Genomic DNA, 23,706 nt, shown 5'->3' with positions numbered 1-23,706 from the left:
AAGCAATTTCTAGGCGGAATAAATTGAAAGAAAGCTATAAAAACGTGCATAAGTTTTTATAGCTTTATATCTAGCTGAGTTTAGAAGCGATAACCAATACCGGCGTAACCTAGAATTGGGTTAATTTCGATATCCGCTTTTGCATTGATTAATTCGCCGTATTTAGCGTCGTTGACTGTAATGGTCGTATCTGTTTTCAAATGGGCATAAGAGACAGAGCCAACGGCATACCATTTGTCATTAAAGTCGTAAGTAAAGCCTGCGGTCGCAACAGGTGCAATCGCATCAGATGCTTCCAGTTCTACTTTGGGGTCACCAGAGCTTTTTAAATGATCGAGAGCTGCACCTGCTTTACCATCTTTAATATTGACGATCATATGACCAGCATTGACTAAGTCTTTCTCAATCGCTGGGTTCATTTCTAATTCGCTAAAATAGGCATACATCACACCTAGGCCTACATAAGGTCTAAATTTATTTACGCCAGTTTTGCCGAAATGATATTGAAACTCAAAGGCAGGTGTCCAGGCGCGTGCTGAAGCGGCGCTGCCATGTCCTTCAAGGTCTGTAATAAAAATTTGTTTTTCTAAATCAATTGAAGGTAAGCCAATTCCTCCAATTACAGGAAGTTCAATTGATGGATGAGCTTGGGCTTTTAGTGGGGCATAAATTTTACCTTTGCCCTGTAAGTCTACTTTTGGAGGTACGCCGGCCTTTATTTCTAGCGAGATATTATCTGTAAAAAAATAATTGGTCATAATCCCTAAAGTTGTAACATCATCCGCTTCCAAGCCTGTACCTGGATTATCCCATTGATCTAATCCATAAATATTCGCATTACCACTTAATTCTCCAGGTAAAGTCTTTCTTCCAAGTTTATCCAAGAAATCTATAAAGAACGTAGATAAATTAGGATCCATATCTTTGGACATACTATCTTTAACTGTTTTAATGGAAACATCACCAACTTTAGCCTGTTCACCTTTTTTCACTGCGGTATTCACAAAAAAAGGTTGAGCTTTTCCTGTAGGCTTGACATATAAGGGACCAGCAGAGACTGAAAAACGTTTGAAGCCATCACCATCTTTTAAGCTAAAATATGGAGAGGCGGCGGAAGTGACTGTTGGCAGAGCAAAAAAGGCAGCTGTCATACAAAATAATGACTTTTTCATCATAAATGGACTCCATGTCCGGCATTTGTTTACTGATTTTTATTGAGCCAACCATACCGCGTTTTATTAAAATGATTGTTTATTAAAAATTAATAATTGTAATTTTTTTGAAATAATTGTTTATATTTGGCAATATTTGTTAATTAAAAATACATAATAAATAATAAAAGGCTACATAAAGTAGCCTTTTATTAAATGTAATTAAATGATTAGTTGAAGCGAGATAAGTCTTCTTCAGGGCGCGCAGTTAAAACTTCAATGCCCGTTTGAGTCACTAAAATAGTATGTTCATATTGAGCTGAAAGTTTATGGTCTTTCGTTACAACAGTCCATTTGTCACCTAATAGTTTAGTTTGCCATACGCCTGCATTTACCATAGGTTCAATGGTAAAAGTCATACCTGCTTCCAGACGCATTCCTGTACCAGCTTGACCATAATGTAATACTTGAGGCTCATCATGGAAAACAGTTCCAATACCGTGGCCACAATATTCACGCACTACACTAAAGCGTTCTGACTCTACATATTTTTGGATTGCGTGGCCGATATCACCTAAATATGAACCATCTCTAACTGTTGCCATTCCTCGATACATCGCTTCTTGAGCAACTTTACATAAACGATTAGCCAAAATAGAAGTTTCGCCACCGACGACATACATCATGTTTGTATCGCCGTGATAGCCATCTTTAATCACAGTTACGTCAATATTAAGAATATCGCCGTTTTTTAAAGTTTTATTTTCAGAAGGAATACCATGACAGACAACATGGTTAACCGAAGTACAAATAGAGTGCTGAAAAGCAGGGCGTCCAGGAGCTCCACCATAGCCGACACAGGCAGGAATAGCATGTTGCACATTTTCAATGTGATTGCGGCAAATGGTATCAAGTTCAAGTGTACTTACACCTGCCTTAATATGGGGCTTGATCATCTCTAGAACTTCAGCCGCCAGTCGTCCTGCAATGCGCATTTTTTCAATTTCATCTGGAGTTTTAATTAATCGACGTGGAGCTGTATAAGTACTGTTCATGATCTCTAAAAACTTTTGGTAATTTACAAGTGTCTATGGTATAAATAGCCGCCCATTTTATCAAATGCTTTTCGTGAATATCTTTTACGAACAATTTTGATAGATGGGGTAAAAATCCGCACATATATCGTCACATTACTCTGGGTGCCTGTAAAAGGGTGGAGAATGCGGATATATGGAGGCCTAACCCAAACTTTAAGGTATAGAAAATGGCAGATTACAACGTAAGTATGCGTGACCTTCTTCAAGCTGGCGCGCACTTTGGTCACCAAACACGTTTCTGGAACCCAAAAATGCGTCAATACATTTTTGGCGCGCGTAACAAAATTCACATCATTAACCTTGAGCATACTGTTCCTGCGTTAAATGATGCTTTGAACTTCGCTAACCAATTAGCAAGCAAAAAGAACAAAGTTTTGTTCGTTGGTACAAAACGTGCTGCTTCTAACATCATCCGTGAACAAGCTCAACGCGCTGGTCAACCATATGTAGATCACCGCTGGTTAGGTGGTATGTTGACGAACTGGAAAACACTTCGCCAATCTATCAACCGTTTAAAAGATCTTCAAACTCAATCTCAAGATGGTACTTTTGCTAAGCTTACTAAACGTGAAGCTTTAGAGCGTACTCGTGAGATGGAAAAACTTGAACGTGCTTTAGGCGGCGTTAAAAACATGGGTGGTTTACCTGACGCATTATTCGTAATTGACGTTGATCACGAATCAATTGCGATTAAAGAAGCTAAAAACCTTGGTATTCCAGTAATCGGTATCGTTGATACAAACTCTAACCCAGACAACGTAGACTACGTTATTCCTGGTAATGACGATGCAATCCGTGCGGTTACACTTTATGCTTCTGCTATGGCTGATGCGATTCTTGCTGGTAAAGAATATGCTCAATCACAAGCAAATGCACAAGCTAAAGGCGAAGAAGCTGCTAAAGAAGCTCCAGAGGCTTAATGCGTTTTGACGCAGGCTTGTCATTTTTGCGACATGTAATGGTGGCAAATTAAGCGTCGAGAGTGCAAACGGCCCAGAGTTTCTTTGGGCCGTTTTTGTTGAAAAGATTTATTTTTCTACCGTATTTAGGAGAACAACATGACTGCAGTTACTGCGAGCATGGTAAAAGAATTACGTGACCGTACTGGTCTTGCAATGATGGAATGCAAAAAAGCATTAACAGAATCTAATGGTGATGTTGAATTAGCGATTGATAACCTTCGTAAATCAGGTCAAGCAAAAGCTGCTAAAAAAGCAGGTAACATTGCTGCTGACGGTGCAATCACAATCGTTCAAGAAGGCAATAAAGCGATTCTTTTAGAAGTAAACTGTCAAACTGACTTCGTTGCTAAAGACGAAAACTTTGCTGGTTTCTCTGCTAAAGTTGCTGCTGCTGCACTTGCTGCAAATGAAACTGATGCGACTAAAATTGCTGAATTGAAACTTGAAGATGGTGCTACTGTTGAAGAAGCACGTATTGCTCTTGTTCAAAAAATCGGTGAAAACATCCAAGTTCGTCGCGCGAAAATCGTTGAAGGCGAAAGCTTGGCTATCTACAAACACGGTTTAAAAATCGGTGTTGTAGTTTCTTATACAGGTGATGCTGATACTGGTAAAGGTATTGCAATGCACGTTGCTGCATTCAACCCAGTTGCTGTAAATGCTGAAGCTGTTCCTGCTGACCTTATCGCTAAAGAAAAAGAAATTGCTGAAGCGAAAGCGTTAGAATCTGGCAAACCAGCTAATATCGTTGAAAAAATGGTAACTGGTTCTGTTGATAAATATTTGAACGAAGTTGCTCTTGATCGTCAAATGTACGTAATCGACAACGACAAAAAAGTTGCTGATGTATTAAAAGCAACTGGTACTACTGTTGTTAACTTCGTACGTTTCGAAGTTGGTGAAGGTATCGAGAAGAAAGTAGAACTTAGCTTCGCTGAAGAAGTTGCTGCTGCTCAAGCTGCTGCGAAGTAATTCGTATCACGATAAAAAAAGCCCCTTTGGGGCTTTTTTTATCTCAACTAAAATGAGGGTATATAATGATAAATAAAAAAAATCTTAGTATTGGTGGTGTCATTATTTTATTGATCGCTGCATATTTTGGTCTGGATTTATCTGGGCATAAGCAGAATCAATCGCCATTATCAACCATACCCGAAGCTCAGCATAATGAAACTACACTATCAAGCAATGATAAGGTCGACACAATAAAAGCTGCTTATGAGCAGAGACAAAGTAATGTTCAAGTGCAGGGAAGTGGTCGAGTAAAAGCAATTTTAAGAGATGATAATGATGGGTCGAGACACCAGAAATTTATTCTTGTTTTAAAAAATGGCCTTTCAATTTTAGTCGCGCATAATATTGATTTAGCAAATGAAATTCCTAATTTGAAAAAAGGTGACGTGGTAGAGTTTTATGGCGAATATGAATATAACCCTAAAGGTGGTGTATTACACTGGACACATCGTGATCCACAAACTCGTCATGAAAGCGGTTGGCTCAAACATGATGGGCAAATCTATCAATAAAGCCAAATAAACGAATAAAAATATTGTTTTTTATAGAGCAATTTTATTCTATTCAGTTTCTTAAAACATGCTATGGTTTTTTTATTGAATAGATGAGACGTATTTATGCAGCGGGAGCAAGCCGATTATCTGCATGTGCGAGAGCTGGGCGGTTTAGAGTTACTAAAAGCACATTATCACCAAACACAATTTTCGAAGCATACTCATGAAGGGTATTGTATCGGTGTGATTGAAGAGGGAGCACAGTCTTTTTTTCGGACGGGCCAGCTACATGTGGCTCCCAAAGGCGATATTATTTTAGTAAATGCGGACGAGATTCATACGGGTTCCTCTGCTGTTGAGTCGGGTTGGCGATATCGGGCGATTTACCCTACACCTGAAATGTTGGCAGAAGTCAGCCAAGATTTTTTTGAAAATTCACGTGGGGCACCATGGTTTCCTCAAGCTGTGATTCGTGACTTGGGTTTGGCTCAACAACTTTGTTTACTTTTTGATTTATTAGAACAAAAAGATAATTTCTTGTTAAAAGAAACAATGTATTTGTCTACTTTAGCCTGTTTAATGAAACGACATGGTAAATCAAATCACACTTTTTGTGAGTTACCAGAGGCATATTCCAAAATATTAAAAGTTAAAGAATTACTAGTAGAGATGCCTGAAACGAATTTTTCTTTGCAAGATCTGGCTAACATGGTGGGATTGAGCGCATGGCATTTCTTAAGACAATTTAAAAAATATGTGGGCTTGCCACCTCATGCATGGCTTGTGCAAGCACGCTTACAAAAAGCAAGGCAATTATTAAAACAGGGTGACCAAATTGCCATGGTGGCGCAGCAATGTGGCTTTTCTGATCAAAGTCATTTTAATCGCCACTTTAAAAAAGCTATGGGAGTGACACCAACTCAATATGTAGCTAGTTTAAATAACTAAATTATTAAAAAATTATTTACAGCAATTTTATTCAATATAAGTCGGCCTTCATCAAGCATGTTGTAGAGATGCTTCTTATATTGGATTTTATATATGAATATTCAGCTTAATCAGTCGGTTGGGTTTCCAAAAAATAAGCCATCCTATCTCTTTTTACGTGGCGCAATGGATATTTTACCGTTGTCAATTTCTGTCATTCCATGGGCAATTTTAGCAGGCTCTATGGCAATTCATGCAGGTTTATCTTTTTATAAAGCACTTGCGATGTCAGGAATTATCTTTGCTGGAGCAGCTCAATTAGTTAGTTTAAGCATGGTAATGGAAGGCGCATCCGCTTTTACAATTTATGTGACTATTTTCTTTTTAACGGCTCAGCATTTTATTTATGCATTAACTTTAAGAAATGACATTTCTATTTTGCCTCTTTCGAAACGGTTAAGTTTAGGCTTTTTATTAACAGATGAATTATTTGCGGTGTGTGCATCTGGTGAAAAAAGACAGCCAGAATATTTGTTGGGTGCAGGTCTATCTTTTTATTTATTCTGGGTAGTGTTTAGCTTGGTAGGAATACTTTTGGCAACAGTGATTCCTAATTTATTAAATTATCATTTAGATTTTTCAATTGTGGCTATTTTTATTGCCATGATAGTGCCGTTATGTAAGGGGTTGCCAGTAGTCGCTGGTATTTTAGTGACTTGTTTAAGTGGGTTTTTCTTTAAATTTTATCAAGTTGAAGGGGCGATTTTACTTTCAGGGTTAATAGGGATGTTGGTTGCTGTGTTAACTGAAAAAATAGGTAAGGAGCAGTAATATGTCTTGGTTTATGATTTTAGGCTTGGCAGCAATCGTCTTTTTTAATCGTTATTATTTTTTAGAACCGAATGTTAAAGTTAAACTGCCTGTTGTTATGAATAAAATGCTTAATTATTCTGCGCCTTGTTTGTTAACAGCAATTTGTATTCCAGTTGTTTTTTTCGATGGCGATAATTTAAAGGGAATTGTAGATAATCCTTATATTTATGCAGCAATCTTTTGTCTTGTGATTTCTATTTATTTAAAAAGAGTACTTTTAAGTGTTATCACTAGTTTAGTTTTTTTCTATTTTATAAATTTTCTAATAAATTAGTAAAATGTAAAAAGCTGAATCGAGATGATCCAGCTTTAATTTAACAGTTAGGAAAGAGCGTGTTTTTGTCTGCTTTTCCATTTAGGTAAGACTTTTCCTAGATAGGCATCCATGCACCAAACCGGTCCAATCAGTAGAAATTGTAAATCTTTAAAGAAAGATGGTTTTTTGCCTTCGATTTTATGTCCATAAAACTGTCCGACCCAAGCAACCACAAAAATAGCGATATAAAATCCTACTCCTACGGGTAGGGTGTAAATGAGCCACGCCATAACGACCAGTAAAGCAGCCATTGCAACAGCAAGTACAAGATCTAAACGTGCATAAAATACGAGAGTCAGTACAAGTAATAGAGCAGTGAGTAAAGTGCTGAAATGGGCAATGATTCCAATAATAGAAAATAAAATGGCAGGAACGCAGAGCCAGTGAATTTGTTTATTGGTTGGGTTTTGATGGCTTTCGCTATATTCATCAAACCACTCTGTAATGGATTTCATTAATGGCACACTCCTTGTTTTAACTTTGATTTATTTTTTCTGAGTGTATTTTAGCCTGTTCTGGGGGAATTCGACAAGAAACCGATAATATTGAACTATAGAAACCTCGCAATAGGGGGGTTAAAAAAGCATGAGAAAAACCTAATGTTCTGGTTATTGAAAAAGTACTCAATGTAACCTTGCGAACGATGCAATATTTCAGAATATTTTTTATAGGTTGCTAGATGATGAAATCATCAAAAAAAGTGTAATTTTGAGATGAGTGGGAAAATTGTATGAAAAAGCTCTACTCATCTACTCTAAAAACGCCATAAATAGCCCTGATTTTAGAAAAATGGTACTGGGGTAGCTTAAATTTAATAAAGTTGCTCTAAACGCAATTTAGAAGCCAAATAAGCTTGGATAAAATAAACATATTCTTTTGTGTGAAAAATATGCAAATTTGATGTTGGAGAAGGGTTAAAAAAGAGGATTTTTTAAGCCTAAGCTAGAAATTATTTTTATAGTTTAAAACATAAAAAAGCCGCATAAAAAATTGCGGCTTTTTACATGAACTCTAGAGGCTATAACTTATGAAGTTGGACCATCAACACGTTCAATATTTACTTTTGCAGTTCCAGCATTGGTAATACCAAGACGTTTAGCTGCACCGTATGATAGGTCAAGTACACGATTGCCATGGAAAGGACCACGGTCATTTACTTTTACAACCACACTTTTACCATTGTCTTTATTGGTTACACGGATGTAACAGTTCAATGGTAGGCTACGGTGAGCAGCAGTGAGAGCATTCATATCGAATGTGTCACCACTTGCTGTTTTGCGTCCATGGAATTGACGACCATACCATGAAGCCATGCCAGTTTGGCTAAACTTACGAACAGTGTTTGAAGCTACTGTGTTAAGTTTTTCAATCACTGAAGGCTCATCTTCAGGGATTTCAATTTTTGCTGCGATCGCTTGACGACGGATTTGATCGCCAGAACGTTCAGTGATTGAAAGACTGTTAATGTTAGAAAAACGAGAATTAAAATTTTGAGTATCTTTACTCAATACACGAGCTGCTAAATTAGAGCCATCTACATCACTATTTAATGATGATGATTGCACCATTTCAGCGTGCAATGGGGCCATGCTTAAACTAGCCGTCAGTGCAAGAACGTATTTCAGCGATAACTGCATTTGTATAAACTCCTGAGAACATGTACTTTTTTCTTTCAGCTATGGGCTGAAATTTAAAGTGAACATGTCTGATTATTCACTTTTGCAATTGCTACATTGGGGTGGATAATATTCATCGCTTACGGAGAGTGTCTAGTCTTTAACGAGAAATCGTTACAAAAAGGGCAAAAACTTACAGTTCTGGGTTAAAAAATAATCAAAAGTGTAACAAAATATTAAATTTGTGCATATTGTGATCTATTTAACAAAAATATTTATTGACTTTTACATAACTCATAAAAAAGCTAGCCTATCGGCTAGCCACTTCAGTGCCTAATAACCATACAGCAGTCGCATACATACGGCTTTTATTATAGGTCGTAATTACTTGGAAATTCGGGTAAGTTAAATAGTAAATTGGACCGTTATAGTCTTGTAATTGAATAACATTCACCATATCCAGATCATCAATTTTAACTAGAGGATTTAAGGGTGAAATCCCTAGTGTCTTTAATGCACCATATGGAAAAGGCTGAGTTAAATCTTTAGCAATAATACTTTCCGGATTTGATCCCGTGTAACGTGCCATAAACCCGATAGGTTGATCGCGTTGCCATCCTTGTTTTGCTAAGTAGTTTGCGATTGAACCAATTGCATCTTCCGCAGAGTTTCTTAAGTCGATATGCCCATTACCGTCATAATCGACACCATATTTACTAATATTGCTCGGCATAAATTGTGGATAGCCAATTGCACCTGCGTATGAACCTACAATACTATTTGTTGGGTAGCCTTCTTTATAAGTCCATGCAATAAGGGCAGCTAGCTCATCACCAAAATATTCAGCGCGGCGAGGGTAGCCAAAAGCAAGTGTGGCTAAGGCATCACGTGTAATAAAAGAACCTTTATTCGCGCCATAACCTGTCTCAACACCCAAAATACCTAAAATGACAGCCTGAGGTACACCATATTGTTGTTCAGCACGGTTTAAAGCATCTGTATATTGGTTTTTGAAACGGACACCACGTTGAATTGTTCCTTCAACCAAAAACATAGAACGATAGTCATACCAAGGTTTACTTTCCCCTGGGCGAGTCATAATATTTAGAATGTTTGGTAAATTTTTTGCACCATTCATGGCCGCATCAACCTGATCGCCACTTAACCCATAAGCGCTCATGGTTTTTTGTTTAAAATTTACATAATCAGGATGTGTTGCAAAATCGTTGGCCTGAGCGAAATGACTTGTACTGATTAAACCAGTACACAAAGCGAGCATTTTTAAAGTTTTGTTTAAGTGTTGAGACAACATATCGTTTTTAAATTCCAGATTATCGATGTGTATGAATGGACATGACTAAACCAAAAGTGGCCATTAAAGTAATAATAGCTGTTCCGCCATAACTCATAAAAGGTAAAGGAACACCTACTACAGGTAAAATACCACTGACCATTCCCGCATTTACAAATACATAAACAAAAAAAGACAAACCAAAGGCGCCAGCAACTAAACGTCCATAGTTATGGAAGCTTTGTAAACCGATTTGGAATGTTCTAAAAATAATAGCAAAATAAAGAATAACTAAAATAAGTACACCGATGAGCCCAAATTCTTCGGAATACGCAGCAATAATAAAGTCGGTATGACCTTCGGGTAAAAAGTGCAAATGTGATTGAGTTCCTTCAAGAAATCCTTTACCTGAAAAACCACCAGAACCAATTGCAGTTTTAGATTGAATAATATTCCAACCTGTACCGAGCGCATCTGCCTCTGGATCAAGCAACGTTAAAACCCTTTGGCGTTGATAGTCGTGTAAAAGAAATTCCCAAGCAATCGGAATAATGACCGCAGCACAAGCTCCTGCGGCACCGATCATACGCCATGATAGTCCACTTAAAAATAAGACAAATATGCCACTTGCTAGCACTAACACGGAAGTCCCTAAATCTGGTTGTTCTGCAATTAATAAAAAAGGAATACCAATTAATATTAATGATAAAACAACTTGTGAAAAGCTAGGGGGAAGGGGTTTTCGTGCTAAGAACCATGCAACCATCATGGGCATGCCGATTTTCATGAACTCACTGGGTTGGACACTTCCGACACCGGGAATATCAATCCAGCGCTGAGCACCCATTCGGACTTCACCAAACACCATGACTGCCACAAGTGAAAATAAGCCAAACAAATAAAAATATGGTGAAAAAGCTTGATAGACCTTGGGCGGAATTTGGGCCAGACCAAACATAACTAAAAAGCCAATACCAAAACTCATGGCTTGTTTACTCACTAACCCTACGTCCTGTGCAGAAGCACTATATAGTACGGTTAAACCTAATAAAGCATTTAAGAGCAGAAATAGGCATAACCAAGGGTCAACATGGAGTTGTTGCCACTTTGATGGTTGCATAGCGGTGCTAAGACCATCTCGAGGAGCTTGGCGTAAAAATTTATATTGTGGGCTAGGAGACATGCGGCGTTAACTAAGGTCAATCAGTGCTTGGCGCATGCTAACATAAACCTGGTTAATGGCAATGTATATCAATATTTTGCAATAAAAAAACCTAGCTCGCGCTAGGTTTCCGATAGTCTATTTTTTATTAGTTAAAGAATAGGCCATCATGATATTCAGCCATCGCTTTCAGTTCAGTGCGATTTAAGCTTGGAATCAGTTTATCGATTGCAATGTGAACAGCTTTTGTTACGGCTGCTGCACCAATGTCGGCTGCTTTACGCTTGATCATGCCAAGGTCTAATGTTTTATTAAAATCAGACATGAAGTGTTTGATCATGGCATCGCCGAATTGTTTATATAATTCAGCTAAAGCGGCTTTATTAATATCATTGCCAGCTTCAAGCTCAGCAAAGTTATGCTTAAGGTTAGTCACTAAACCTGCATCTAAATTTACGCCTACTTTATATTGGCCTTGTGGGTCTTTAAATAAGCTTTTTTCAGAAAATTCTACTGACTGTTTAACCACATCATTTGGCGCTTTGCTTAACAATTGCTTTAAAAGAACAGCAACAGTTGATTTGACATAGCCTGCTAGTTTTTCGGCAGTATCACGTTTTTCACTTGCAGGGAAATGCTGAACTAACTTAATTAAGACATTATTAATAATTTCTTCATTCAGTTGTAAAGCAATCTTATCGCGAAGTGGATATAAAGGTTCACTAGAATTTTTATTCGCAATTCCAGTTTGCATATCGTTTAATAAGCCTTCAGAAGGGGTAAAACCAAAAAACGGCATGGTGTATCCTCAAATTATTCGTTTTATTGTCGTGCCAATCGAATCGGTTTTGGCATCCATGAAAGATCCGATACTCGGCAGGGGTTAATATCAAGTCCGCCGCGACGAGTATAAGTTGCATAAACCATCAGCTTTTCAGGCTCTAGATTTTGCCAAATATCGGCAAATATCTGCTCGACACACTGTTCGTGAAAGCCGTTATGCTGACGGTACGAGATAATATAAGCTAAAACACTACGATAACAAGGTTTTTTGCCTTTAAAACGGATAAAAACTGTACCCCAATCAGGCTGTCCCGTGACTGGGCAGTTACTTCTCAAAAGATGAGAATACAGTTCAATTTCAACTTCTTCACCAGCCTCATCTCGTTTTAAAAGGGTCGCATCTGGATGTTGTTCTAAACGTTCTGGAGCAAGGTCATCGATACAAATGCCTTGAGGTTTAGAAATCTCTAAATCATCAACCTGAAATAGGGTTAACTCAACTTTTGCACCCGCTGCCGCCGATAGGTCTTTTTCAACAGTTTCAATGAAGATTTGTTTAGAATCAAACTGAGTGAAATTAAGACTATTGAAGTAAAGTTTTAATGATTTTGACTCAATTAAATTTGGCGAAGAAGCGGGCAGTGTAATTCTGCCAATTGCAACTTGCGGGATAGCATGAGCATTTAACCATGAGATTTCAAAAACATGCCACCAATCTTTACCTTGGGTAATGCCTTCAATATGCGAGTAGCTTTCACGAGACTGAGCACGGGCAATTGGAAATAAAACATCAGGTTGATAATTAGTTGGATATTGGGTTTCTTTCCCCAATAAGGACTGTTCGACACTCATTCACGCATTCCTGAACCACGAGCAAGTAAATAGTAAGCAATTCCGTAAAGTAGAACACAGCATGATGTCACAATGATTAAAGAGAATGAAACATTCACATCACTATGACCTAAAATGCCGAAACGGAAAGCATTAACCATATAAACAATAGGATTAATTAAAGAAAGTTTTTGCCAAAAAGGACCAAGTGCACTAATGGCATAAAACACACCACCTAAATAGGTTAAAGGTGTAAGAACAAAGGTTGGAATAATAGAAATATCATCAAATGATTTTGCATAGACTGCATTAATAAAACCACCTAATGAGAAAAGAACCGAAGTAATTAAGACTGTATATATAGTTACGAACCAGTTATGTATGAAAAGGTCAGTAAAGAACATGCTCATTGCAGTCACAATTGTACCAACCAATACCCCACGGCAAATACCACCAATCACATAGCCCCACAAAATAATATGTAGTGGCACAGGACTCATGATGAGTTCTTCAATGCTTTTTTGGAATTTTACGCTAAAGAAACTGGAAGACACGTTGGCATAACTATTAGTAATGACAGCCATCATAATTAAGCCAGGCACAATAAATTGCATATAGCTCACGCCACCCATTTGTCCAATGCGTGAACCAACCAAATTACCAAAAATGACGAAGTACAAACTCATTGTAATTGCCGGTGGTAATAAGGTTTGTGGCCAAATGCGTAGAAAACGGCGTACTTCTTTACGAACGATGGTCCAGAGAGCAATTTGCAGTTGGCTAAAATTCATTTTGCCTCTCCTTCAAGATTTTTCTCGACCATTTTGACAAATAATTCTTCTAAACGGTTCGATTTATTACGCATACTATGAACACGAATACCTTGAGATTCTAATAGCTGGAATAGGTCATTCAATGTATGTGCTCTATCCATCGTTACTTCTAAAGTATTGCTATCAATTAAGTTGAACTTGACACCAATAATGTTTAACTGGAGCGGCCCAATCGGTTCGGCTAAATCGAAGATAAATGACTCTTCATTGAGCTGATTCAGGAAGCTCTTCATGCTGGTGTCTTCTTTAATTACACCGCGGTCAATAATCGCAATGCGACGACACAACATTTCTGCTTCTTCTAAATAGTGAGTCGTTAAAATAATAGAAGTACCGCTTTCGTTCATTTCGGTCAGAAAATCCCACATAGAACGGCGTAATTCGATATCTACACCCGCAGTAGGTTCATCTAGAATAAGAAGTTTAGGCTCATGCATCATGGCACGGGCAATCATCAGACGACGCTTCATTCCACCAGACAGCATACGCGCTTGTATATTACGTTTTTCCCACAGACCGAGTTTTTCTAAATAATGTTCGGCACGTTTTTCTGCAATCTTTTTATGGATACCGTAATAGCCAGCTTGAGTGACTAAAATATCGAATGTTTTTTCAAACTGACCAAAGTTAAATTCTTGAGGAACGACGCCAAGCTGCTGTTTTGCTAGGGATGGGTGAGTGTCAAGATTATGCCCAAAAATCTCAACTGTTCCTGAGGTTTTTTTCGTGAGCGAGCTGATAATACCAATGGTTGTTGATTTGCCGGCACCATTTGGGCCTAACAACGCATAAAATTCACCTTCAGGCACAGTGAGGTTAATACCTTTTAACGCCTGAAAACCATTACGATATGTTTTGGACAAATCTCTTAAAACCAAAGCATCAGTCATGAAATTCTCACATTATGAAAGAGGGGTATATTTTGAGCGATAATGATTAATAAACCAAGTAAAATAGTCGGAATTTTATAAAATTAAGATAAATTTAGAAATTATTATATAAAAGCTGGTGCGCCCGGCGGGGATCGAACCCACGACCCCAGGTTTCGGAAACCTGTACTCTATCCAACTGAGCTACGAGCGCATGCTGGGGCACATCATAGGAAAAAAACACTTGCAGGTAAAGCATGAAATACATGCAAAATGAGTTTAATGCTTAATTAAACAGCATTTTCTTTAATATTTATATGCTTTGTTGAATAAGCCGAATTGAATAGTTAATTGTATGCAAGGCGTGGGCAAGTTGATTAGGAGAAATACGTGATTCCTGCAAACTGGTAATCCATTGTATTTGGCATATTTTAAGCTCTTGTATTGTTGTAATTTTCTCTATTTTTAAAATAAGCGGTTTAGTCATAAGCCCACAATGGTCGGCAAGTGTTTTTATCATTAACTGTTGTATTTCTTCGAAAGAAAGAGCCTCAGAAGATATTACTGGTTGAAAATATGTAGTACTGGGCTGATCTAAAGTTTTTTGCTCGGAAAGCTGGATTTCTCCAACAAGATGAGCGGAATGCGGCATAGAGCTATCAACAGATTCTTTTTGATTTTCTTCTACTTTATTTATGGCTGATGTTTTAAAAATAATTTCTTCACCAGTAGATGTTTCGGTAGAAGCAATTGGGGCAATAAGTTTTAATTCAATAAGCTGTTGAATCAGTTCTGGAGATGCAATACGTTTTTTAAATTCACCATTTAAGTTTTGAAAATCTTCATGGTCTATTAATAGTAATAAACGTCTTTGTTTTGCATTTAAAACAATATTGCGTTGTTGAAGCGCAACTCTTCCCAAATTGGTTCTATAAAAACCAGCCATTACTTTTCCCCAATATAAAAAATAAATCAGACTGTTCAATCTTCTGAGTCGAACAGTACTGTTTTTAATAAAATATAAATGGGGTTAACAATAAAACCTAAAAATGACAATATGATGAATAATCTATAAATATCATTTGGTTAAATTATTAAAAGGCACTTTCTAATGCTTTGCGAAGATAGACATCAAGCTCATCTTGGCGTAATAACCATTGAATATAGTCTTTAGGAAGTTCAGCAATTGCTGTGCCTTTATGTTTACCAAAGTTAACCGTAGTAGGGATACGTGCTTCTTCAGAAACTCGGTAAAGCTCTTCAATATCTTGAATATTTAAATGATAGACAATATGCATCAAAATATTAGCAGTTAAAATAATATCGGCATCGGCACGGTGAGCACCTTTAAGCATTTCCCGAGCTTTACTGCTGCCTTGAGAAATCATATAGATCAGTGCTGAGATATTATGAGCTTCTGCATCTGCCCAAACTTTGCGCGCTAAAGCTAAAGTACAAATCGGTTTAATATTCGATACATCTACGCCACAACGAGCAATCGCGGCAATATCGTAATCAATATTATGACCAATAATATAAGTCGTACTTTCTGGCAATTTAAAGGTTTTATAGTGTGGCTGGTTTTCTAAATCTGTTTCTAATATGTGGTGTACTGCCATCGCAGCATAAGAGATAGGGGCACCGACCTGATAGAGCTGATCAAACAATTTGCTTTTATCTAAGGTGAGCTTGCCTCCATTAAGTTCAATCGGGGCGTACGCAATTTCAATAGGCAAACCATTTAGTGTATGAGTTTCTGTATCTAAAATAATGGCTTGCATATTTGGCCCTTCAAACAATTACGAATAGTTATGAATGGTAACAGCTGGCTATTCACTTTAAAACCTGAAGTAATATAGAAAGCAGTCTACAAGGGTAATTTAGATTAAAAAATTAGAATATTCAGTGTATATTTTCATCAAATATAACTTGCGGAAAATAAAGATTAGGCGTAATTCTTTTTAAGACATTTAAAATGTTGATTAAAAAACTAAAGCACAACAAAAATGGAATTTAAGGGATATAGCAATGAAAATGAAACTATTAATGACGAGCGTTCTTAGCACGAGTTTATTTTTAGTCGCCTGTGGAGGAGGGAGCAGTGATGATGACTCACCAATTGTTGATCCATCAGGTACTCCAAACAATAATATTCAAAATCCAGTTGTTAAAGTTGATGCTTACACAAGTACCAATTTAGGATCAGTTGCTGCTGAAAGTAGTATTTTGACTTATAAAATGTTGGGCCAAAGTGGACAAGAAGTGCAGGCAACTAGTCTAGTATTCACACCAAATACACCGCCACCAGTAGGTGGTTGGCCAATTGTGGTTTGGGCACATGGAACCACAGGTGTTGCAGATGCTTGTGCGCCAAGTAAAGCCGCTTTAGCAGACAGTACAAAAGATTTAATTAGTAAATTACTTGCAGCAGGTTATGTTGTTGTAGCACCTGACTATGAAGGCTTGGGGACACCAGGAATCCACCCATTTTTAAATGTTAAAAGCGAGGCCTTTTCAATTACAGATGCTGTGGTTGCAGCGCGTAACTACTTAACACAACGTAATTTGTTAACGTCAAAAAAATGGATGACAGTAGGGCATTCACAAGGTGGGCATGCTGCGCTGGGTGCTGCGCAATATGCGAGTCGTGCGCAGCTAGACTATAAAGGTACGGTAGCGGTAGCGCCAGCCTCTAATTTGGGTTTTATTTTAATTGCTGGAGAGCAATCTGTTGCGAATGCAACCTTGGATAAAAAGATCCCAATGTATGCACAACTTAATACATATACAGCTTTGGTTACAGCAGGGATGCGTAACACACAGCCGAGCTTTGATTATGGGCAAGTATTTACTTCGCAAATCTCAGGTATTGCAGCACAAGCAGAAACGATTTGTTCTGGACCATTGGGGCAAGCCTTTGGAGCTGACATGACAGATTATGCTACAAAACATAATGGAACACTGGATGACTACACACGCACACAGCCTAATTTTATGGCCGTACCGTTAGTTAAAACCTTTTTAGATAAAGATTCGCAGCCGCTACAAGCCAAAGTCACTACACCAATCATTATTTATCAAGGGTTGGGCGATACCACAGTACCTAAAGTAGCAACGGATATCTTGATATCTAATGCCACAGTAGTAGGTAATAAAATTAATAGTTATGTGACGGGTAACTGGGACCATGGGACAGCAATGAGTAGTAATGTGGACAACATTGTTGGCAATGTTCAAATTTTACTAACAGCGCAATAGAGCTATTGATATTTAAAGTATTTTTAACAATGTTGTAAGATAAAGTTAATGATGGGAAATTTAAAAATATAAGCTTTAAGCGAGCTTTTTAATTGATTTATAAACAATGGCTCATTTTTTATAAAACTTGAGCCATTTTTATTTAAAACTGAGCTAACTTGATTCTGTTTAATTATAAACTTCATGCTACAATATGTCGCAATCTTAGCACGGCTTAAAAGCCCTACTTATAGGACCCCCGCTAATGTTTGCCAATATTTCCATTTCTGAATTTGATCCAGAATTAGCTCAAGCAATTGCTTCTGAAGGTGAGCGTCAAGAAGCACATATCGAGTTAATTGCATCTGAAAACTATTGCTCTCCTGCTGTGATGGAAGCGCAAGGATCAAAACTTACGAACAAATATGCAGAAGGTTATCCAGGTAAACGCTATTATGGCGGTTGCGAATATGTGGATGTCATTGAGCAAATGGCGATTGATCGTGCTAAAGAACTTTTTGGTGCAGATTACGCAAACGTTCAACCACACGCTGGCTCACAAGCTAACTCTGCTGTTTATCTAGCGCTTCTTAACCCAGGCGATACTGTTTTAGGTATGAGCTTGGCTCACGGTGGTCACTTGACTCACGGTGCAAAAGTAAGCTTCTCTGGTAAAACTTATAATGCAGTTCAATACGGTCTAAACTCTGAAACAGGTGAGATCGATTATGAAGAAGTTGAACGTTTAGCATTAGAGCACAAGCCACGTATGATCGTTGCTGGTTTCTCTGCTTACAGCCGTGTTGTGGATTGGCAACGTTTCCGTGACATCGCGGACAAAGTTGGCGCTTACCTGTTTGTTGATATGGCTCACGTTGCAGGTCTAGTTGCTGCTGGTGTATATCCAAACCCAGTGCAAATTGCTGACGTAACAACAACTACGACTCACAAAACACTTCGTGGTCCGCGTTCTGGTTTAATCCTTGCGAAAGCGAATGAAGAAATCGAGAAAAAACTTCAATCAGCTGTATTCCCTGGTAACCAAGGTGGTCCATTGATGCATGCGATTGCTGCTAAAGCAATCTGCTTCAAAGAAGCGATGTCTGATGACTTTAAAACTTACCAACAACAAGTTGTGAAAAATGCTCAAGCTATGGCTGAAGTATTAATCGCTCGTGGTTATGACGTTGTTTCTGGCGGTACTGACAATCACTTGTTCTTGTTATCTTTAATCAAACAAGACGTAACTGGTAAAGAAGCTGATGCTTGGTTAGGTGCTGCTCACATTACTGTTAACAAAAACTCAGTTCCAAATGACCCACGTTCTCCATTTGTGACTTCTGGTATCCGTATCGGTACTCCAGCGGTAACAACTCGTGGTTTCGGTGAAGCTGAAGTTCGTGAACTTGCTGGTTGGATTGCTGATGTAATCGACAGCAAAGGTGACGAAAAAGTTATTGCTGACGTAAAAGCGAAAGTTGAAACTGTTTGTGCAAAATTCCCTGTATATGCACAATAAGTTGTAGATATAAAAAAAGCGCCATATGGCGCTTTTTTTATATCAAGTTAATTATGTGAGAATTAACTTTTAGATTTTACCGATGACTCGGTATTATGCCATCCACCACCTAATGCGCGGATTAAATCTACACTGGCAATGACTCTACTACCATTAAGTTGAGCAGAAAGTTGCTCTTGTTGCAAAATAGTACGGTCAGAATCAATTACATCTAGATAGCTGATAGCGCCTTCTCGATAACGTAAATGTGAGAGTTGATTTGCGTGACGTGAAGAAGAGAGGGCTTGATTCTGAGCTTGAATTTGCTGATCAAGAATACGTTGATCGGACAAACCATTTTCAACTTCACGAAATGCATTCAGCACTGTTTGTCTATAATTTGCGATGCTTTCTTCATAAGCTGCTCGCGCTTGAGCAACTCCAGCTTTACGCTGCCCCCCGTCAAATAGCGGTAAAGATAAGATTGTACCCGCGACTGGACCAAGCAAAAATGTACGACTCGACCATTTGCCTAAATCACCTAAACTTGATGACTCATAGCCAAGAGCGCCTGTCAGATCTAACTTGGGGAAAAAAGCAGCGCGAGCAATGCCAATTCGGGCATTATCTGCTGCCATTGCGCGTTCTGCGGCGGCAATATCTGGCCTCCGCTCAAGTAAAGCAGAGGGTAAACCGGCTGGAAGGCGAATACTGTTTGTAGTTAATGGCTGAGCGGCTAAGCTGAAGTCAGCTGGTGTTTTCCCTAGCAATACTGCAAGCGCATGTTCTGCACTTGCTCGATTACGAGCAATATTTAACGCATTGGTTTGGGCTGTAGCCAGTTCAGTTTGTGCACGGAAAACATCTAGCTCGCTGACTAGACCATTACGAAAACGTGTTTGAATTAAGTCTCGTGTCTCGCCAAGCAGCTTAATAGTACGATTATAAATTGCTTGTTCAGCGTCTAACTGACGAATCAGAAAATAACCTTGAGCAACATCTGCTTGTAACGCTAAAAGTGCCGACTGATATAAAGCTTCTTGTTGCTGTACATCGGCCGTCGCTGCGTTAACGCTACTGGCAATACGACCAAATAAATCAAGTTCATATGAAACACTAGCTTGAGCACGCCATAATGTTTGTGCAGATGTATGAGCATTTTCATCTAAACCTAATGAAGCAGGAGAAGGCTTTTGTCGTGTCGGTCCAAAGCCAGCACCAATACTAGGCAAGCGTTCTGCTTGCGCAGCCGATCTTAAAGCGCGTGAAGCCTGAATATTAGCTGCTGCGGCTTTAAGGCTCTGATTCCCAGCAATTGCTTGTTGCTCTAGTTCGTTTAACTGCGCATCATTAAAAACACGCCACCATTCGCCACGAGATTGTGCATCGGCAGGTTGAGCAATTTTCCAGTTGTTATCTTCAAGTTTTTGGTCAGATTCTTTAAATTTAACAGGAACTATGACTTTTGCAGGTTGATATTCCGGAGCCAATGAGCAGCCTGCAAGGAGCAGGCTGCTCATGAGTGAGGACACTAACCATTTTTGTTTCAATGCTGTCATCAAATGTGCTCCTTAGTGATCATGTGGGTTGGCTAGTGGTGCTTCATGAACAGCGGCCGAGTGCAATTTATGTTTACTCAATGTACGAATCAGGACATAAAATGCTGGGGTCAGGAATAATCCAAACAGTGTCACCCCGATCATGCCGAAGAACACGGCAACACCCATGGCATGGCGCATTTCAGATCCGGCACCAGTAGAAGTGACTAATGGTACAACACCCATAATAAAGGCAATTGAAGTCATTAAAATTGGACGTAAACGTAATCGACTTGCTTCAACCGCCGCTTTAAACGCAGTTGCGCCTTGCATTTCGAGTTCTCGTGCAAACTCGACAATTAAGATGGCATTTTTACAGGCCAGCCCGACCAGTACCATTAGACCAATTTGAGTAAAGATATTGTTATCTCCACCTGTCAGCCAGACACCTGTCAGAGCTGCCAAGATTCCCATTGGTACAATCAAAATCACAGCTAAAGGTAAAGTTAGACTTTCATATTGAGCTGCCAATACCAAAAATACGAGTAATACACTAATCGGGAAGACCCAAAGTCCTGCATTACCTGCCAAGATTTTTTGGTAAGTTAAATCAGTCCATTCAAACTTAATGCCACGTGGCAAAGTTTGTGCGGCAATACGTTCAGCAGCAGCCTCGGCTTGGCTAGATGAATAGCCCGGTGCAGGACCACCGTTAATATCAGCTGAGGTATAGCCGTTATAGCGGACAACCATTTCAGGACCGTAAGTTTGGGTCACATTTACCAATGAAGATAACGGAACCATTTGCCCAGCACTGTTACGAGTTTTAAGTTGCAAAATATCTTCAGGATTAGCACGGAAAGGGGCATCGGCTTGAGCACGAACCTGATAAACACGACCAAAGCGATTGAAGTCGTTAACGTACTGTGAACCTAAATAAATCTGCATGGTATTAAAGACATCGGTTACAGCGACACCTTGCTGCTTGGCTTTAACACGATCTAAATCTACATTAAGTTGAGGCACATTAATTTGATAACTTGAGAACATTGGACCGAGTTCCGGTGCTGATTGTGCTGCTTTCATAAAGTTTTGGGCTGCATCATTCAGTGCCGAATAGCCTAAGGCACCTCTGTCTTCAAGTTGGAGTTTAAAGCCGCCCATGGTACCTAAACCCATTACCGGTGGCGGTGGGAAAACTGCAATATAAGCATCTTGAATTGCTGAATATTTCTGGTTGAGAGCACCTGCAATTGCATTTGCAGATAAATCTTTAGCCTTACGTTCATCAAATGGCTTTAAAGTCACAAAGACAATACCAGCGCTTGAACTGTTGGTAAAACCGTTAATGGATAGGCCAGGGAAGGCAACAGCACTTTCTACACCAGGTTGTTTAAGTGCAGCGTCACTCATTTTGCGGATAACCGCTTCGGTACGATCTAATGAAGCGCCATTTGGCAATTGAGCAAAGCTAATTAAATATTGTTTATCTTGTGCCGGTACGAAACCACCAGGGACAATATAAGAAATACCTATTGTTAACCCAAGAAGAGCAGCATAGACACCCATTGCTGATGCTTTATGAGTTATCACACGACTTACGCCTTTACCATAGTTGTCTGACGCACGTGTAAATACGCGGTTAAACAGTGCAAAAAAACGGCCGAACACACGGTTCATAATGCGAGTTAATGCATCAGGTTTGGCATCATGTCCTTTAAGTAACATAGCCGCCAAAGCTGGGGAAAGTGTAAGCGAGTTAAATGCCGAAATGACTGTTGAAATGGCAATGGTCATGGCAAATTGTTTATAAAACTGGCCTGTTAAACCTGTCATAAAGGCAAGCGGAACAAACACAGCAACAAGGGTTAAAGCAATCGCAATAATTGGACCACTTACTTCTCGCATAGCACGATAGGTCGCGTCTCTTGGGCTTAAACCAGCTTCAATATTCCTCTCGACATTTTCAACGACCACAATCGCGTCATCGACTACAATTCCGATGGCAAGTACCATCCCAAACAGTGACAGTGCATTGATGGAATAACCAAAGGCAAGCATAAGTGCAAATGTACCAATAATAGAAACCGGTACTGCAAGCAATGGAATGATAGAGGCACGCCATGTTTGTAAGAATAAAATCACAACTAAAACGACAAGTGCGATGGCTTCAAGCAGGGTATGAACGACTGCTTTAATACTTGCACGAACGAATTGAGTTGGGTCGTACACAATGTCGTATTTAATGGAAGATGGAAAATCTTTTGAAAGTTCCTTCATTGTGCTGCGCACTTGATCAGAAACTTGTAAAGCATTAGCACCCGGTGCTTGGAAAATTGGAATCGCAACAGCTTGCTTATTATCGAGTAATGAACGTAAGCCATATTGTGAGGCTGCAAGTTCAACACGAGCAACATCACCCAATCGGGTTACTGCGCCATCGGGTGCAGTTTTTAAGATGATATCTGCGAACTCTTGTTCGGTGGTTAAACGACCTTGAGCATTGACTGAAAGTTGTACAGGTGAATTAGTTGGTGCGGCACCAATCGTACCTGCTGCAACCTGAATGTTTTGTTCACGGATTGAATTTACAATTTCAGTTGCTGTAAGGTTGCGCTGAGCCACTTTTTGCGGATCGAGCCACACACGCATGGCGTAGTCACCCGAACCAAATAAGCCAACTTCACCTACGCCTTGTAAACGTGCCAGACGGTCTTTCACGTTAAGTACGGCATAGTTACGTAAGTAAGTCATGTCATAGCGGTTATCTGGTGAAGTCAGATGCACAACCATGGTTAATGTGGGGGAGCTTTTTAGGGTTGTTACCCCTAAGCGCTGTACGTCTTCGGGTAAACGAGGCAATGCTTGCGACACACGGTTTTGAACCAATTGTTGAGCTTTGTCCGGGTCGATACCGAGTTTGAAGTTCACAGTAATGGTTAAGTTACCGTCACTGTTGGCCTGTGACTGCATATACAGCATGTCTTCTACGCCATTGATCGATTCTTCAAGTGGAGAGGCAACGGTTTCAGCAATGACTTTTGGGTTTGCACCTGGATATTGAGCACGGACTACCACAGAAGGCGGAACAACTTCAGGGTATTCAGAAATTGGTAGCTGAAATACTGAAAGTAAACCAGCAAGTAGAAGTAATACTGATAACACACCAGCAAAGATCGGCCGATCAATAAAAAATTTAGAAATATTCATATTT

23 protein-coding genes and 1 tRNA gene are annotated in these 23,706 nt (G+C 39.1%); 8 read left to right on the top strand and 16 right to left on the bottom strand.

The window, feature by feature from the left end; genetic code table 11:
* Positions 1 to 80 precede the first annotated feature (80 nt).
* Positions 81 to 1,175 (bottom strand): OmpW/AlkL family protein, encoded by a 1,095-nt coding sequence (locus tag KTH84_RS16685; protein ID WP_262474320.1) that lies wholly within the window; start codon positions 1,173 to 1,175, stop codon positions 81 to 83.
* 206 nt (positions 1,176 to 1,381) lie between these two features.
* Positions 1,382 to 2,206, bottom strand: a complete 825-nt coding sequence (gene map / locus KTH84_RS16680) for a type I methionyl aminopeptidase (protein ID WP_042897223.1) — start codon at positions 2,204 to 2,206, stop codon at positions 1,382 to 1,384.
* A gap of 209 nt (positions 2,207 to 2,415) precedes the next feature.
* Between map and rpsB the strand changes: the two genes are divergently transcribed.
* The 6 genes from rpsB to KTH84_RS16650 all read left to right on the top strand — a co-directional run bounded on the left by rpsB (position 2,416) and on the right by KTH84_RS16650 (position 6,792).
* Positions 2,416 to 3,168 carry a 30S ribosomal protein S2 gene (rpsB, locus tag KTH84_RS16675; protein ID WP_003650626.1) on the top strand — a complete coding sequence of 251 codons (753 nt, stop codon included), beginning with the start codon at positions 2,416 to 2,418 and terminating at the stop codon, positions 3,166 to 3,168.
* A gap of 138 nt (positions 3,169 to 3,306) precedes the next feature.
* Positions 3,307 to 4,182 carry a translation elongation factor Ts gene (gene tsf, locus KTH84_RS16670; RefSeq protein ID WP_042897221.1) on the top strand — a complete coding sequence of 292 codons (876 nt, stop codon included), beginning with the start codon at positions 3,307 to 3,309 and terminating at the stop codon, positions 4,180 to 4,182.
* Between the two features lie 65 nt (positions 4,183 to 4,247).
* A complete protein-coding gene (locus KTH84_RS16665; protein ID WP_262474318.1) occupies positions 4,248 to 4,736 on the top strand; it encodes a DUF3465 domain-containing protein in 489 nt (162 codons plus the stop codon).
* Positions 4,737 to 4,841: 105 nt separating this feature from the next.
* Positions 4,842 to 5,666 (top strand): AraC family transcriptional regulator, encoded by an 825-nt coding sequence (locus KTH84_RS16660; RefSeq protein ID WP_133972472.1) that lies wholly within the window; start codon positions 4,842 to 4,844, stop codon positions 5,664 to 5,666.
* A gap of 93 nt (positions 5,667 to 5,759) precedes the next feature.
* Positions 5,760 to 6,476: an AzlC family ABC transporter permease gene (locus tag KTH84_RS16655; RefSeq protein ID WP_262474317.1), complete on the top strand. Its 717-nt coding sequence runs from the start codon at positions 5,760 to 5,762 to the stop codon at positions 6,474 to 6,476.
* A 1-nt stretch (position 6,477) separates the two neighbouring features.
* On the top strand, positions 6,478 to 6,792 hold the full coding sequence (locus tag KTH84_RS16650; RefSeq protein WP_262474315.1) for an AzlD domain-containing protein: 315 nt from the start codon (positions 6,478 to 6,480) through the stop codon (positions 6,790 to 6,792).
* A 47-nt stretch (positions 6,793 to 6,839) separates the two neighbouring features.
* Here KTH84_RS16650 and KTH84_RS16645 read toward each other — a convergent pair whose 3' ends face one another.
* The 11 genes from KTH84_RS16645 to KTH84_RS16595 form a co-directional block, all read right to left on the bottom strand.
* Positions 6,840 to 7,289, bottom strand: coding sequence for a DUF962 domain-containing protein (locus tag KTH84_RS16645; protein WP_133972478.1), 450 nt, complete (start codon positions 7,287 to 7,289; stop codon positions 6,840 to 6,842).
* A 570-nt stretch (positions 7,290 to 7,859) separates the two neighbouring features.
* A complete protein-coding gene (locus KTH84_RS16640; RefSeq protein ID WP_003650639.1) occupies positions 7,860 to 8,471 on the bottom strand; it encodes a septal ring lytic transglycosylase RlpA family protein in 612 nt (203 codons plus the stop codon).
* A 289-nt stretch (positions 8,472 to 8,760) separates the two neighbouring features.
* The gene (gene mltB / locus KTH84_RS16635) at positions 8,761 to 9,762 is read right to left on the bottom strand and encodes a lytic murein transglycosylase B (protein WP_262474313.1); all 1,002 of its coding nucleotides are present in this window, start codon (positions 9,760 to 9,762) and stop codon (positions 8,761 to 8,763) included.
* A gap of 19 nt (positions 9,763 to 9,781) precedes the next feature.
* The gene (gene rodA / locus KTH84_RS16630) at positions 9,782 to 10,924 is read right to left on the bottom strand and encodes a rod shape-determining protein RodA (RefSeq protein WP_262474311.1); all 1,143 of its coding nucleotides are present in this window, start codon (positions 10,922 to 10,924) and stop codon (positions 9,782 to 9,784) included.
* 127 nt (positions 10,925 to 11,051) lie between these two features.
* Positions 11,052 to 11,702, bottom strand: coding sequence for a hypothetical protein (locus tag KTH84_RS16625; protein WP_003650645.1), 651 nt, complete (start codon positions 11,700 to 11,702; stop codon positions 11,052 to 11,054).
* 23 nt (positions 11,703 to 11,725) lie between these two features.
* Positions 11,726 to 12,538, bottom strand: a complete 813-nt coding sequence (gene queF / locus KTH84_RS16620) for an NADPH-dependent 7-cyano-7-deazaguanine reductase QueF (protein ID WP_262474309.1) — start codon at positions 12,536 to 12,538, stop codon at positions 11,726 to 11,728.
* Positions 12,535 to 13,308 (bottom strand): ABC transporter permease, encoded by a 774-nt coding sequence (locus KTH84_RS16615; protein ID WP_262474307.1) that lies wholly within the window; start codon positions 13,306 to 13,308, stop codon positions 12,535 to 12,537. Before KTH84_RS16615 ends, queF begins: the two co-directional genes overlap by 4 nt.
* Entirely contained in the window at positions 13,305 to 14,240 is a 936-nt protein-coding gene (locus KTH84_RS16610) for an ABC transporter ATP-binding protein (RefSeq protein ID WP_003650650.1), read from the bottom strand. The genes KTH84_RS16615 and KTH84_RS16610 overlap by 4 nt, the downstream gene beginning before the upstream one ends.
* A gap of 116 nt (positions 14,241 to 14,356) precedes the next feature.
* A tRNA-Arg gene (locus KTH84_RS16605) sits at positions 14,357 to 14,433 on the bottom strand.
* Positions 14,434 to 14,532: 99 nt separating this feature from the next.
* On the bottom strand, positions 14,533 to 15,165 hold the full coding sequence (locus KTH84_RS16600) for a hypothetical protein (protein ID WP_133972488.1): 633 nt from the start codon (positions 15,163 to 15,165) through the stop codon (positions 14,533 to 14,535).
* A 148-nt stretch (positions 15,166 to 15,313) separates the two neighbouring features.
* Positions 15,314 to 16,000, bottom strand: coding sequence for a 3'-5' exonuclease (locus tag KTH84_RS16595; RefSeq protein WP_133972490.1), 687 nt, complete (start codon positions 15,998 to 16,000; stop codon positions 15,314 to 15,316).
* A 247-nt stretch (positions 16,001 to 16,247) separates the two neighbouring features.
* Here KTH84_RS16595 and KTH84_RS16590 point away from each other — a divergent pair, with 247 nt between their 5' ends.
* Positions 16,248 to 17,477: an alpha/beta hydrolase gene (locus tag KTH84_RS16590; RefSeq protein WP_262474304.1), complete on the top strand. Its 1,230-nt coding sequence runs from the start codon at positions 16,248 to 16,250 to the stop codon at positions 17,475 to 17,477.
* A gap of 23 nt (positions 17,478 to 17,500) precedes the next feature.
* Here the strand turns inward: KTH84_RS16590 and KTH84_RS16585 are convergent, their stop codons facing one another.
* The gene (locus tag KTH84_RS16585) at positions 17,501 to 17,662 is read right to left on the bottom strand and encodes a hypothetical protein (RefSeq protein WP_133972494.1); all 162 of its coding nucleotides are present in this window, start codon (positions 17,660 to 17,662) and stop codon (positions 17,501 to 17,503) included.
* 59 nt (positions 17,663 to 17,721) lie between these two features.
* Here KTH84_RS16585 and glyA point away from each other — a divergent pair, with 59 nt between their 5' ends.
* Entirely contained in the window at positions 17,722 to 18,975 is a 1,254-nt protein-coding gene (glyA, locus tag KTH84_RS16580) for a serine hydroxymethyltransferase (protein ID WP_133972496.1), read from the top strand.
* Between the two features lie 62 nt (positions 18,976 to 19,037).
* On the opposite strand, the gene KTH84_RS16575 is transcribed toward glyA, so the two are convergent.
* Both KTH84_RS16575 and adeG read right to left on the bottom strand, forming a co-directional pair.
* Positions 19,038 to 20,513: an efflux transporter outer membrane subunit gene (locus tag KTH84_RS16575; protein ID WP_262474300.1), complete on the bottom strand. Its 1,476-nt coding sequence runs from the start codon at positions 20,511 to 20,513 to the stop codon at positions 19,038 to 19,040.
* Positions 20,514 to 20,525: 12 nt separating this feature from the next.
* Complete coding sequence (adeG, locus tag KTH84_RS16570; protein WP_262474297.1) at positions 20,526 to 23,702, bottom strand: multidrug efflux RND transporter permease subunit AdeG; 3,177 nt, start codon at positions 23,700 to 23,702, stop codon at positions 20,526 to 20,528.
* Positions 23,703 to 23,706: the final 4 nt, after the last annotated feature.

It is taken from the genome of Acinetobacter sp. WU_MDCI_Abxb74, assembly GCF_025513915.1.
GTDB classification, from domain to species: domain Bacteria; phylum Pseudomonadota; class Gammaproteobacteria; order Pseudomonadales; family Moraxellaceae; genus Acinetobacter; species Acinetobacter calcoaceticus_C.
This window is presented reverse-complemented; position numbering and strand designations above follow the sequence as displayed.